The sequence below is a fragment of the Pectobacterium sp. S5 genome (genome assembly GCF_051707265.1).
GTDB lineage: Bacteria > Pseudomonadota > Gammaproteobacteria > Enterobacterales > Enterobacteriaceae > Pectobacterium > Pectobacterium polare.
On the sequence record NZ_JAULSZ010000005.1, the window covers coordinates 1 to 13,566 of the forward strand.

Annotated in this window: 12 protein-coding genes and 1 riboswitch; of the genes, 2 read left to right on the top strand and 10 right to left on the bottom strand. The window is 52.7% G+C overall.

The features are described 5' to 3' along the window. Positions 1-258: 258 nt before the first annotated feature. Together murI and btuB are read right to left on the bottom strand one after the other, a co-directional pair. Positions 259-1,119, bottom strand: coding sequence for a glutamate racemase (gene murI / locus QWJ20_RS17210; RefSeq protein ID WP_095700901.1), 861 nt, complete (start codon positions 1,117-1,119; stop codon positions 259-261). Continuing rightward, entirely contained in the window at positions 1,064-2,917 is a 1,854-nt protein-coding gene (btuB, locus tag QWJ20_RS17215) for a TonB-dependent vitamin B12 receptor BtuB (protein ID WP_433993092.1), read from the bottom strand. The genes murI and btuB overlap by 56 nt, the downstream gene beginning before the upstream one ends. Positions 2,918-2,983: 66 nt before the next feature. Next, positions 2,984-3,207: riboswitch (cobalamin riboswitch) on the bottom strand. A 133-nt stretch (positions 3,208-3,340) separates the two neighbouring features. On the opposite strand from btuB, the gene trmA reads away from it, so the two are divergent. Beyond that, positions 3,341-4,444, top strand: a complete 1,104-nt coding sequence (gene trmA, locus QWJ20_RS17220; protein WP_095700903.1) for a tRNA (uridine(54)-C5)-methyltransferase TrmA — start codon at positions 3,341-3,343, stop codon at positions 4,442-4,444. A gap of 39 nt (positions 4,445-4,483) precedes the next feature. Here trmA and QWJ20_RS17225 read toward each other — a convergent pair whose 3' ends face one another. Further along, the gene (locus QWJ20_RS17225) at positions 4,484-4,870 is read right to left on the bottom strand and encodes a YijD family membrane protein (RefSeq protein WP_433993093.1); all 387 of its coding nucleotides are present in this window, start codon (positions 4,868-4,870) and stop codon (positions 4,484-4,486) included. A gap of 32 nt (positions 4,871-4,902) precedes the next feature. After that, entirely contained in the window at positions 4,903-5,532 is a 630-nt protein-coding gene (gene fabR / locus QWJ20_RS17230) for an HTH-type transcriptional repressor FabR (RefSeq protein ID WP_039486831.1), read from the bottom strand. A gap of 211 nt (positions 5,533-5,743) precedes the next feature. Between fabR and sthA the strand changes: the two genes are divergently transcribed. Beyond that, positions 5,744-7,150 carry a Si-specific NAD(P)(+) transhydrogenase gene (gene sthA / locus QWJ20_RS17235; RefSeq protein ID WP_205565287.1) on the top strand — a complete coding sequence of 469 codons (1,407 nt, stop codon included), beginning with the start codon at positions 5,744-5,746 and terminating at the stop codon, positions 7,148-7,150. Here sthA and oxyR read toward each other — a convergent pair. The 6 genes from oxyR to QWJ20_RS17265 form a co-directional block, all read right to left on the bottom strand. Further along, the gene (oxyR, locus tag QWJ20_RS17240; protein WP_010308165.1) at positions 7,142-8,050 is read right to left on the bottom strand and encodes a DNA-binding transcriptional regulator OxyR; all 909 of its coding nucleotides are present in this window, start codon (positions 8,048-8,050) and stop codon (positions 7,142-7,144) included. The two genes, sthA and oxyR, sit on opposite strands and share 9 nt — an antisense overlap. A 635-nt stretch (positions 8,051-8,685) precedes the next feature. Next, the gene (gene metF, locus QWJ20_RS17245) at positions 8,686-9,582 is read right to left on the bottom strand and encodes a methylenetetrahydrofolate reductase (protein WP_039486828.1); all 897 of its coding nucleotides are present in this window, start codon (positions 9,580-9,582) and stop codon (positions 8,686-8,688) included. A gap of 504 nt (positions 9,583-10,086) precedes the next feature. Then, on the bottom strand, positions 10,087-10,944 hold the full coding sequence (locus QWJ20_RS17250; protein WP_433993094.1) for a phosphodiesterase: 858 nt from the start codon (positions 10,942-10,944) through the stop codon (positions 10,087-10,089). Continuing rightward, positions 10,896-11,900: a LacI family DNA-binding transcriptional regulator gene (locus QWJ20_RS17255; RefSeq protein WP_119889451.1), complete on the bottom strand. Its 1,005-nt coding sequence runs from the start codon at positions 11,898-11,900 to the stop codon at positions 10,896-10,898. Before QWJ20_RS17255 ends, QWJ20_RS17250 begins: the two co-directional genes overlap by 49 nt. Beyond that, positions 11,897-12,703 (bottom strand): ABC transporter permease, encoded by an 807-nt coding sequence (locus QWJ20_RS17260; protein ID WP_095700908.1) that lies wholly within the window; start codon positions 12,701-12,703, stop codon positions 11,897-11,899. The genes QWJ20_RS17255 and QWJ20_RS17260 overlap by 4 nt, the downstream gene beginning before the upstream one ends. Then, the gene (locus QWJ20_RS17265; RefSeq protein WP_039486819.1) at positions 12,700-13,539 is read right to left on the bottom strand and encodes an ABC transporter permease; all 840 of its coding nucleotides are present in this window, start codon (positions 13,537-13,539) and stop codon (positions 12,700-12,702) included. The genes QWJ20_RS17260 and QWJ20_RS17265 overlap by 4 nt, the downstream gene beginning before the upstream one ends. Positions 13,540-13,566: the final 27 nt, after the last annotated feature.

A 13,566-nucleotide genomic window follows, 5' to 3' on the forward strand; every position in this document is an offset into this window, starting at 1 on the left:
CTTGTGAGTGCCCACACAGATTGTCTGATTAAATTGTTAAAGAGCAGTGCCACTTCATCGGTGGCGCGGGCTGCATATACTATGCTTTTCCGCTGTGAAGTCAAGTCATTACTGACTGCTTCGTTGAATCTTTTTGCTGTCACCACAACCGCGTGTCGCTGTTGCCGTGTCAGTGGATGCGCATTATAGGGACTTCTCGCACGCTGACAAGCGCTAAATGCAAAAAAGTTATCGCTTGTCTACTATTTGCCCACAAGGCTATGAAAGTGGCAGTTTTTCCAGCGAATTGAAGCCATAACGCTGCAATATTGGCCACAGCGTAGCGACTTTAGGTGTAATCGCCAGGCAGTAAACCAGATTCTTATCTGTCGAAAGTGGAGGATTATCCAGATTAGCAATCAGCCATGCTGTTCTTTTAGCTATAGCAGCACCAGAATCCACAAGACGCGTACCATCTGGCAAGGCCATTTTCAGTTCTTCTGCTAATAATGGAAAATGCGTACACCCAAGCACGACCGTATCTGGCGGTTCCGGTAAACGCAGCCAAGGCCGCAGAATTTTTTGCAATTCGGAAATAGAGATCGTCTCCCCCTGCAATTTCGCTTCTGCTAACTCGACCAGCTCTGACGATCCCAATGACAAAATCTGGCAATCCGTCGCAAAACGGGCAATCAGTTCGTGCGTGTATGGGCGTTGAACCGTTGCACGCGTCGCCAATAGGCCAACAACACCGTTGCGGGTCAGCTTAGCCGCCGGTTTAACCGCAGGGACGACACCCACGACAGGGAAAGTAAAGCGCTCACGCAGAGCAGGAAGGGAAATCGTACTCGCCGTATTGCAGGCAATCACAACTAATGCAAGCTGATGGCGTTGTTGAACTGCGTTAACAATCTCAACCACGCGCTCGATAATGAACTGCTGTGATTTCTCACCATAGGGAAACGCTTCATTATCGAATGCGTATATATAGTGAAGATCCGGCAAGAGCTGCCGGATTTCGTCATAAACAGACAGCCCGCCTACGCCTGAATCGAAGACCAGAACCGTAGGACGGGATGGCAGGTTAGAAGGTATAGCTTCCGGTGAGATAGTATTCTCGCCCTGCCGTGCGGTAGCCATATGCCGTCTCATAATCTTTATCAAACAGGTTGGCGATTCTACCACGAACTGTCAGATGAGAGGTGATCGGATATGAGGCAGCGAGATCCCAGAGACTTACGCCGCCAAGCTTGACAGAGCGTTCAGGAAATGTGCTGAAATCCTTGTCATAACGCTGGCCTAGATAATGGTATGTAACGCTCCAGTCAAGATCGTAGAGTTGCCAATCCAACTGATATTTAACTTGCTGCTTAGCTCGGCGAATCAGGACCTCATTGGTGATAGCGTTGCGTGGGTCAACATAATCATAGCTAACACGATGGCTTACAGGCCCAGTATCAAAAGTAGCTGTTGCTTCAATGCCCTTAATTTCAGCTTTATCTATATTTTGAAAAACCCAGTTAGTCCCACTCGTTGAAGTGATTAGATTGTCAATATCATTACGATATCCAGAAATTCGCCATGTAACTGGCCCACTAAGGCCTTCAACCCCGCCTTCCCATTGTTTGCTTTCTTCTGGCTGAAGTGCTCGGTTGCTCCCTGATCTGCCATAAAGCTGCACCATATTTGGCGCTTTAAATGCAGTGCCATAAGAAGCTATTAAACGGTAGCCATCAATGAATTCCCAAGATGCGCCTGTTTGCCAAGTGTTGTGCCAACCGAATTCAGATTGCTCGTCACCACGTACAGAACCTTCAAGCACAATGGAAGAAAAGCGTTGCTGGCCAGTAAGGTAAACTCCCGTATTGTGCTGACTTTCCTCGCGGTTTACGTTGGTTGAATCGGGTTTAATGACCTGTTCTTGCCAATCAACACCAGCACTCACCGTACCCGAACCTACTTGCAGCGTATTGCCCCACTGCGCGTTGTATTGCTGAGAATCAACTAACGTCGCACTGCGCTCATATGGGCCTTTTTGCGCATCGTAGTCGTAATCCTTGCTATGGCTGTAGCTTCCGATAAGTTGTGTGGCATAAATGCCATTCTGATAACGTAAGCCAGAATCCCAAGTTTGAGCATAGAGTTGGCGCGTATCGTGTCCAAACCCATCATAACCAGTGCGGTTGTCAAACCCGTAGCTACGCAAAAAGCCGCTAAACTCATCACTAAACTGGTGGCTGACCGCGCCATAGAGTAATTTACTCATAAACCCATCACGATCTGGCTGACGCGGCGCATCTGCGGCGGCAACATCAAACCCTTTCGTATAAGTATAATTACCAGCCAATGTCGCTGTTGTGCTGTTACTTAACGCTTGTTGCGTTACTGCATCATAAGATTGATACCCATTAGAGCCGATACCAGCGGACAGCGTCGTACCGTTCTTCTCTCTGGTGGTGATGATGTTTACTACGCCGCCAATCGCATCAGAACCATACACCGCAGAACGTGCGCCACGAATATATTCAACTTTCTGCACCAGTGAGAGGGGGATTTGGCTGAGGTCAGATGAGCCACTTAGACCCGCTTGATTCAGGCGAATACCATCGAGCAGCACCAACACATGGCTAGAGTTAGTCCCACGGATAAACAACGAACTTTTTTGCCCTAAGCCGCCGTTTTGTCCAATGTCTACACCCGGCAAGCGGCGCATAACATCAGTCAGGCTCTTCGCCTGCCAACGCTCAATCTCTTCTCTTGTCACTACAGTCGTGGGTGCCAGCACCGACGAAACCGGCTGTGCGAAACGATTTGCTGTGACTACCATGTCATCGGCATTTTTTTCCGATGACGAATTTGGAGATGAACTGTTTTCCTGCGCCCAGCCAGAAAATGCCGTGACAGAAAGCGCCGTCAGCAGCGAAATTTTTTTAATCATTGTTAAAGCATCCGAGAAATAATAAGGATGCCGCAGGCTCTGTTAATAGCACGCGATATGCAGAACCAATTGCGACGTATTCCGGCAGGTCTTCGGGCTTGGATGCCGTTGTGACCACAGACCGTCAACGACGGTAAGGGATACAACGAAAGCGATGACTTCCCATCTATAAAAGACAGTGTCTGCATAAAATGCTATCGCCGGGGCTTTCCTTACCGCTGCGCGTCAGCTCCAGATTTACACTGGATTCCCTTTTGACTTGTGATACAAGGCCGGACGCTCATCCTACAATCGCGAATTGTGGAAGTCTAGACTTCTATATCACTACAGGATAATAACGTAACAAAACTGGACTTCCTGGGCAGATTCCCTACAATTCCCGGCCAATAACACCCTTTTAGACGCTGTTCAGACGAGAAAACCATGACGCCAGAAATCCTGCCCATCGAACAATACGACGACCAGCTTGCAGAGAAAACCGAGCGTCTACGTGGAATGATGGCACCTTTCAATGCACCGGAGCCTGTCGTCTTCCGTTCTCCCGTCAGCCACTATCGGATGCGCGCCGAATTCCGTATCTGGCACGATGGCGACGAGCTTTACCACATCATGTTTGACCAGCAAACCAAACAGCGCATTCGGGTCGATCGCTTTCCTGCAGCCAGCGAGTTAATCAATCGTCTGATGCCGGAACTGCTTGCCGCCATTCAGCCTGATCCCGTTCTGCGCCGTAAGCTGTTCCAGATAGACTATCTGTCGACCCTGAGCGGTGAAGTGATCGTTTCGCTGCTGTATCACCGTGCACTGAACGAGGAATGGCAGGAACATGCCCGTGCACTGCGCGATAGCCTGACAGCGCAGGGGTTCCGTCTACAGCTGATTGGTCGCGCGACGAAAACTAAAATCTGCCTCGATCGCGATTATGTCGATGAATGCCTGCCGGTTGCAGGTCGGGATATGATTTACCGACAGGTAGAAAACAGCTTCACGCAGCCGAATGCGGCAATCAATATTCAGATGCTGGAATGGGCGCTAGATGCTACGGCGGGATCAACAGGGGATTTGTTGGAACTGTATTGCGGTAACGGCAATTTTTCACTCGCACTGGCAAGAAATTTCGAACGCGTGCTGGCGACTGAAATCGCCAAACCATCCGTCGCGGCGGCACAATATAATATCGCGGCGAATCAGATAGAGAACGTGCAGATTATCCGTATGGCGGCAGAAGAATTTACGCAGGCTATGCAAGGCGTGCGTCAGTTTAACCGCTTACAGGGCATCGATCTGACGAGCTACCAGTGCGAGACCATTTTTGTTGACCCGCCACGCAGCGGACTGGATGACGAAACGGTGAAACTGGTACAGGCGTATCCGCGCATTCTTTATATTTCCTGCAACCCGGAAACGCTGAGCAACAACCTGCAAACACTCTCGGAAACCCACGACATTCGCCGTCTGGCGCTGTTCGATCAATTCCCTTACACCCATCATATGGAAGCTGGTGTACTGTTGGAAAAACGTCAGTAACGCATACAATCTGGCGGGTTACCCCGCCAGCATCACTTGCTATAACGTCTCGCTCTCTTCTGCGGATACGGAATCCGTCTCTTTTCTGCGACGTAGCTTCAGGCCAATCCAGAAAACCAACACCACGCACAGGATTGAAGGAATAAAGTTCGATCCAATGGCGGGATATTCAACGCGCACGATGGCGCTATAAATCAGCAATCCCAGCAGAAAACTGGCCGCAGCCAGCATCGGAATGCCTTCCGGCATACTGTGGTGCAAATAACGTTGATGCAGGCAGTAAATGCATAATATCAGCGCAATCAGGGGAAAAATCGAGAACGGTACAATGCTGCTGAACAGGGCGGCGAATGCGCCGTTCACGGATAAGCCCGCAATCAACGCCAGCACCAGCGTACCTTTTTCTTGATGAGGTTTTTCTGTCATGGTTTCTCCCTTCTCATGTTGGTATAGAGGATTTATGGCACGGTAAAGCTACTATCGTGTTCTTTTCTGTACCAGTAATAAGCACCTTTGGCGATCATCCGCAGTTGCAGTACCAGTCGTTCTTCCAGCTGTTTGCGCTGTTCCAGGGAAACATCCAAGGCTTCCGCCCCCGCGCTGAAAACAATGGTCACCATCGCTTCCGACTGCGCTTCCGCGAAACTGCGGGGAATATGATTTTCCACCTCAAGATAATCCGCCAGTTCAGCGATAAAATGCTGAATCTCCCGCGCGACCGCCGCACGGAACGCTGCCGACGTCCCTGAGCGTTCACGCAGCAACAGCCTGAACGCATTAGGATTATTGCCGATAAATTCCATGAAGGTGGAAACCGACGTCCTGATGATGCTACCGGTTTTGGCGATACGCTGCCGAGCCTGTCGCATTAACTGGCGTAACATCAGCCCGCTTTCGTCAACCATTGTCAGCCCCAGCTCATCCACGTCACGAAAATGACGATAGAAAGACGTCGGCGCGATACCCGCTTCGCGAGCAACTTCACGCAGGCTCAGGCTGGCAAAACTTCGCTCAGCGCTTAACTGGCTAAATGCAGCTTCAATAAGGGAACGACGAGTCCGTTCTTTTTGTTGTGCTCTGACACCCATTATGCTGCCCAAATGATCTACTCCCCTTTCCAGAGGGGCACTATAGCAAACTTTATTGTCCGCAGAATGAGACAAAGTTTGCCATATTAAGAATGTGAGAATCTGTTTCCATAGTAAAGGCAGGGATGATTGGGTTCTGCCGCAGTCGATGTTACAATGCGCAATGTTACAGTCGCGTTATTAATTTGTATAAAAACAGGTTTAACCTACCATGACTCTACAACATCAATTCGATTACGATGCCATCGTTATTGGTTCCGGTCCCGGCGGTGAAGGTGCAGCAATGGGATTGGCCAAGCACGGCGCCAAAATTGCGGTGATTGAACGCCACTACAATGTCGGCGGCGGCTGTACCCACTGGGGTACGATTCCTTCCAAAGCCCTCCGCCACGCCGTCAGCCGTATTATCGAGTTCAATCAAAACCCCCTCTACAGTGACAACTCCCGCATTATTCGCTCCTCATTTTCCGATATCCTGCGCCACGCCGACAGCGTCATTGGTCAGCAAACCCGTATGCGACAAGGATTCTATGAGCGTAATCAGTGCGAGTTGTTTTCTGGTGAAGCCAGCTTCATCGATGCACACACGATTGCCGTTCACTACCCAGACAATACCCATGAAACGCTGACCGCCGCGAATATCATTATCGCGACCGGTTCACGTCCGTATCATCCGGCAGAAGTCGACTTCGACCACCCACGCATTTATGACAGCGACTCGATTCTGCAACTCGACCACGAGCCTCAGCACGTCATCATTTATGGCGCGGGCGTTATCGGCTGCGAATACGCCTCTATCTTTCGCGGCCTGAGCGTGAAGGTCGATTTAATCAATACCCGCGATAGGCTGCTGGCCTTTCTCGATCAGGAAATGTCGGATGCCCTGTCTTACCATTTCTGGAACAACGGCGTGGTGATTCGCCACAACGAAGAGTTCGAGAGTATTGAAGGGCTGTCTGACGGCGTGATCGTTAACCTGAAGTCAGGCAAAAAGATGAAGGCAGACTGCCTGCTTTATGCCAACGGACGCACGGGGAACACGGAAACGCTGGGGCTGGAGAATATTGGCCTGAGCACCGACAGTCGCGGCCAGCTCAAGGTCAATAGCATGTACCAGACGGCGCTGGCGCATATTTATGCCATCGGCGATGTCATTGGCTATCCGAGCCTGGCATCAGCAGCGTACGATCAGGGGCGGCTTGCCGCACAGGCGATTATCAAAGGCGATGCCAGCGCGCATCTGATCGAAGATATCCCAACCGGCATTTATACCATCCCGGAAATCAGCTCCGTGGGGAAAACCGAGCAAGAGCTCACCGCGATGAAAGTGCCTTATGAAGTCGGGCGGGCACAGTTCAAACATCTGGCACGGGCGCAGATTGTTGGGATGAATGTGGGGAGCTTGAAGATTCTGTTTCACCGTGAAACGAAACAGATTCTGGGTATTCACTGCTTTGGTGAGCGCGCCGCTGAGATTATCCACATCGGGCAGGCCATCATGGAACAGAAAGGTGAAGGCAATACTATCGAATATTTCGTTAATACCACCTTCAACTATCCAACCATGGCAGAAGCGTACCGTGTAGCCGCGCTGAACGGGCTTAACCGCTTATTTTGACAGGGTTTCCATATAGCCCTGCATATGCTCGCGGATGGTATCAGCAAGTTGCTCATAACGTCCGCGCAGCGGTGAACCGGGGCGATACACCAGCGCGATAGTGCGCTTGGGCTCCGGCTTATAGCACGGCAAATAGCAGACGCCGTCGCGTTCACGCTCACGTGGCACCGACAATGCTGGCAGCAGCGTAATACCGCTTCCGGCTGCGACCATATTGCGCAGCGTCTCCAGACTGGTCGCCCGGAAATGCGTATCTTCATCCGCTCCCGCCTGAAAACAGAAGCCCATCGCCTGATCGCGCAGGCAGTGGCCGTCTTCCAGCATCAGCAGTTTTTCACCCGCCAGATCGGACATCGCCACGCGTTCGCGGTTCGCCCAAGGATGATCCTGGTAAATCGCCAGCTTCATCGGCTCGTCGAAGAGGGGAACTTCGATAAAAGCTTCGGACTCTTTCACCATCGCCAGAATGGCGCAGTCCAGCTTACCGCTGTCCAACTGGGCCAGCAGCTGATGGGTTTGCGCTTCGTGCAGGTACATTTCGAGTTTGGGAAACGTGCGATGCAGCATCGGAATGATTTGTGGCAGCAGATAAGGCCCCACGGTGGGGATCAGGCCAATGTGCAGCGGCCCGGACATGGTTTCACCCTGCTGGCTCGCCATCTCTTTTAATACTTTGACCTCGCGTAATACCGTTCGTGCCTGCTCGACCAGCAGCAGCCCAGCCTGCGTAAACAAGACCTTACGACTGGTTCGTTCCAGCAGCATCACGCCGAGTTCATCTTCCAGTTTACGAATCTGTCCACTGAGTGTTGGCTGACTCACATGGCAGGAATCTGCCGCACGCCGAAAGTGACGATGTTCTGCCAGCGCGACAAGATACTCTAAGTCCCGAATATTCATTATTATTCTCCTTATCATGATAGCTAACAGCGATAAATAGGATATCAATGAACGATAATCCCTATCAACATCCAAAATGAATAATATATCCCACCAAAGCGTATCTATTTATTTCTACAGGAATAAAACAATATTTTTACGATTTCGGTACCACTTGGGCATACCTACACACTTTCCGCCACGCTATAACAAGCAGACTGACATCTTCAAGCGATTTGGCAGCGACAGCATTTTGTGTGTATTAGTCAACGATACTCCCGCGATCGACACCGGGAAATCTGACCAGCAGGCAAAACCATTAACGGTATAGAAATAAGCGGAGAGAAATATAGGATTCGAATAGTCAGGGGGATGATTCATAACGCCGCCGAGCGGTCATCGTACTGTTATGAATAATAGAAACGGGTATTTATAGGAACGACTAGCGATAAAAACGGGATAAGAGATAAAAACAGGCACTGGAGATAATCATTGAATCGGTCAGTAGCGGTCAGTCGAATTGCATGAATAGGAATCTCATCCCTGAGACTCCTCCTTTTCAGAGCCGCCGTAAGTGACGTTGAAAGGTATTCCAATACCGTTACTCTTCGTCACCGCGTTGCGGCCTCTTTCTTCCTGAAATCTTGCGTGTCGCCTCAGCGTGCTACATCAGGGCGGACGCCCAGCGTATGGCAAATCGCATAGCTCAGCTCCGCGCGGTTCAGCGTATAGAAATGGAAATCTTTTACGCCTTCACGGCTGAGAATTTTCACCATATCCATGGCGATAGACGCCCCCACCATTTTGCGGGTTTCTGGATCGTTATCCAGGCCGTCAAACATGCTCGTCATCCAGTTCGGCACACGGACGTTGGTCATCGTGGCAAATTTTTGCAACTGCTTGAAGTTCGAAACCGGCAGAATGCCCGGCACAATTTCCACATCGATGCCCGTCGCTACACAGCGGTCACGGAACCGCAAATAGCTTTCTACGTCGAAAAAGAACTGTGTGATAGCGCGATTCGCGCCAGCATCAATCTTGTGTTTCAGGTTAATCAGGTCAGCCTGCGCGCTTTTCGCTTCAGGGTGTACTTCAGGATAGGCGGCAACGGAAATATCGAAATCACCGACCTCTTTCAGCAGGGAAACCAGATCCGCCGCGTACATGTCCGGTTTGCCACCTTCTGGAGGCAAGTCGCCGCGCAGCGCGACAATATGGCGGATACCGCTCTCCCAGTAATCCTGAGCGATTTCACGCAGCTGTTCGCGTGAGGCATCGATGCAGGTCAGGTGAGGTGCCGCTTCCAGGCCGGTACGCTCTTTAATCGTTTTGATAATGCTGTGAGTACGGTCACGCTCGCCAGAATTCGCCCCGTAAGTCACGGAAACAAACTTGGGTTTCAGGCTGCTCAGTCGATCAATAGAACTCCACAGGGTGTCTTCCATATCGCTGGTACGCGGCGGGAAAAATTCGAATGACACATTAATGCGTCCCTGTAATTCCGCCAGACTTTGATTCAGCGCTTCCCGCTGGTTTGCGTGAAAAAAGCTCATACCTGCTACCCCATTGACCGTGACTGTTATTATCATTCGCTACACGTCTATACGTTTAGACGTCTATATAGAAAATGACGTAATCCGCTTAAAGAGTCAACGTTTTTCAGCACGACAAGCCGTGATGATTACTCACGGTAAATGAAGAAAGTTCATGATGGTTCAGGCGTGGTAACTTTTATACGCAAACCCAGAGATGTCGTGGGTTTTGCCGTTATCCGGCGTAAAAAATTATGCTGAGGAGAGTACGGGCTTAGGATTAGCCGCAAGGACGCGGCGAAAGCTTGCGCCACGTCGGGAGCGTGTCGCAAGCGGTCCGTAAAGTCCGATCCCGACGAAGGCACCGCGCAGCGGCATAATTCACGCCGGAAAGCCAGGGGTCACGGGGCGAGCGGCGCTGAGCCGCCCCGTGTCGGGCGTGTGCTACGAGGTAGCATGAAAATGGCGGGATTGTGGCGCACGAAACCGTCTCTCAGGCTACATAAACGAAAGGGGGATACGCCGTCAACCGCAGGGGAAATCGTGAAAATGTATGGTATGCCCTTCTTCCGTCGTCAGAAAAATGGCGTACTGCGGAGCTTCCAGACTGACCTCAAATCCCGGAGCAAAGCGCAGCGCGGACTGGTGATTGGTGCCGCGTATCGTGCTGAACGATATGCCTCGCCAGTTGCCGCTAGCAGGCCGATGCACGTGCCCCGCGGAAATATGCCGTACATTGCCGAAACGGTGACACACCTGATACAGCGCATCTGCCGCTTCGGGAGCCAATCGAACGTTATCCAGCGCCGGAAGCCCGATCGACATCGGAGGGTGATGCAGGAACAGGAACACATTCTTGCCTTCCGCAGCCTGAAGCTGTTGCTCCAGCCACGCCAACCGCGCTGAACACAGTGTTCCACCTACCTCACCGGCCTGCAACGAATCCAGCAGAATGACGCAATCATCCCCCACTGCCGTCACGTTCTGTACAAATCCGTTTTCATCCGCCAGCGTCGGAAACTGGGCTAAAAACGTCTCTCTGTCGTCGTGATTCCCCATCGTCACACGCCAGGGAAGCTGGAGTTCAGCCAGCGCCGAGGCCAGAAACGCATAAGATGCCGCACTGCCGTCATCGGACAGATCGCCGGAGATGACTACCAGATCGGCATCGCGATGGTATGCGTTAATATCGGCAATCGCCGCTGTCAGTTGCTGTTCTGGGTCACGGCCATGCAAGTTGCCGCCTTGTGCGGTCAAATGGAGGTCGGAAAGTTGAATCAGTTTCATATTTATCCTCGGTTTCACTATCCACGCGCTATTGCCTGCCAGTGCCGTTACGCTGACTGGCGGCGGATTAGCGGGGCAGCCACTTTCGCTCGACATGCGGGTTCTTGTACTTGAGACTGGCGTCGGTCGAGCAACGCCAACGCCTGTGCCGCCATCGTTGCGGGATCCTGACGAAATGTCGTCAACGCATAGGCATCCCACCCTGCGGCCGGAATATCATCAAATCCGATCACCATGAGATCCTGCGGAACGGCGAGTCCGCACTGCTTTGCGCGATCGATCACGCCGAACGCCACTAAATCGTTAACGCAGAACACCGCATCCGGTCTGATAGCTTCGGGAAGCGAAAAGAGCATCTGCCCCACTGCCAGCCCGTCGTCATAATCGGTATCATCACCGCGCACCACAGCGACGGGCAGCCCTAACAAACGCGCCTCTTCACAAAACGCCTGTTCACGCTCGATGATATTGGGCGTTGCCGAAGCTGCTCCGGCCAGAGCCAGACGCGTTCTGCCCGATGAGGCAAACAGCCGCGCCGCCATACGCGCGGCGGTGTCATTATCAATGTGTACGCTGTCACACGCGGGTTCGTGCCGCCCAATGACAATCAGCGGCTGGCCGTTTAACTGCGCCAGCTCGACAAATTCTTTTGGCGGCGAGCCGGAAAGCACAATCGTCGCTTCCGCACGGTGACCAAACAGAATCGAACGCGCGGCGGCCATCGCTTCCCGCACATGACCAGTATTGATGAGAACGGGAATCGAGCCGCGTTGGATTAACGCCTGCGACAGCTCTGCAACCAAATTGGCACGAAACCCGACCTCGGGGTGCGTCACCACCAGCCCCACCAGACGGCTGCTGTTCGCCAGCAGGCCGCGTGCCAGATCGTTAACCTGATAGCCTAGCTCCTGCGCCGCCGTCATCACTTTGGCATAAGTGGCAGCCGACACGCTGGCGCCGGGGGTAAAACTGCGGGACACCGCCGAGCGCGATACACCAGCCCGACGAGCAACATCCTGTGCACTAACGTAGCCCTGTTTACCTGCCGTCATTTCCCTATCCTTGCCATTACGTCGGCTTTCAAAAAACGTTCCACCACCAGCATGAACAGCACAGAAGGAATCAGCAGCACCAGCGCGGTAATGGAAGCGATCTGATAGTTACCGCCCGCTCCCGCGGTATAGAGCAACAGTGGCATCATCTGCACATCCGGTGCGCCTACAAAATAGCTGCCGGTAAACTCATCCAGCGATTCGAGGAAAACGAAGATCGCCGATGCCATCAACCCCGGCATAGCCAGCGGCAGGGTAATATCGACAAAAGCACGCCACGGCCCGGCACCAATTGAGCGCGCCGCCTGCTCCATTTCACGCCCCACCGCCGAGAACGCCGCCGAGGCGATCCAGACCGCAAAGACCAGACCATGAACCGTGTGAACCAGCACCACGCCCAGCAGCGTGCCGTTCAGCCCCCACTGATAGAACAGACGGGCGATGTTGACGTACACCGTCAGATTCGGAAACGCCTGCGGGATGAGGAAGACCAGCAGTATCAAGCCACGGGCAGGCAGCGGCAGACGCGCCAGCGCATACCCCGCCGGAATCGCCAGCAACAGCGAGGCCAGCACCGTGAACACCGCTACCATCACGCTATTCCCCAGCGCTTCCCAGGCTACGCCGCGCGGTGAAAATACCCGCTCCCAGAAGGCGAAGCCCCACTCATTGGGCAGCAGGTGAGGATAGAACCATTTTTCCGCCACCGACCACAGCAGGAGGTTAGCCAAGGGCCCAAAGATCAAGAAGATGAGCGTCCCCAGAATCAGCATTCTCGGGATCCACCACAGTACGTTCTTCATGCCTTCTCCCTCATATTCAGGCGGAGATAAATCACGGCAAACAAACCGGTCATCAGCAGGGAAATCACCCCCAAGGCATTCGCCACGCCGTAATCGCCGTAGGCGTTAATGCGGAAGGCAATGTTGGCGGTTAGCATCGTCGGCGACTGGGCATTGATCATCATCGGTACAGACAGCACCGACATCATGGTGACGAAAGAGAGAATGAGTCCGGTGAGCAGCGTTTGCCCAACCTGAGGCACCACAATTTCACACAGAATGCGTAAGCGCGATGCGCCTAAGTTACGGGCAGACTCGATCATCGTGCGATCCAGCGATGCCATCGCACCAGCGACCAGCAGCGCCACAAACGGCGTCTGTTTCCAGACGAAGGCAAACACGATACCGCGCCAGTCCAGCCAGTTGCTGGCGCTGGCCATATCGACAATGCCGAGCGTATCCAGAGCGCCATTCAACCAGCCGTTCTTGGCCAGAAACGTGCGTAAAATTTGCCCGGTCACGATAAACGGGATAAACAGCGGCCAGCGATAGACCCAGCGCAGCAGTGCTACCATGCGCGGACTTTCCCCCAGCGTCAGGTAGCCGCCGATCATGACGGATAGCAGGCCAATCAGCAGCGTCGCGAGGCTCACAATCAGTAAGGTAAACAGAATATCGGGCAGATACAGCGTTAATGCCGTGACAAAATTATCAATGCCCACGCCATTTTGACTGACAAAAGCGCCCCCAACCGACAGCCCCAGCGGCGTGATAAAACAGACAGCCACCACCGCCAGCGCGGGTAGCACAAGCGCGATACCCGCCAGTCGGGAAGAGAATTGGGATACTTGCAACATGAATGTCTCCGCGCTCTGACTTCATCC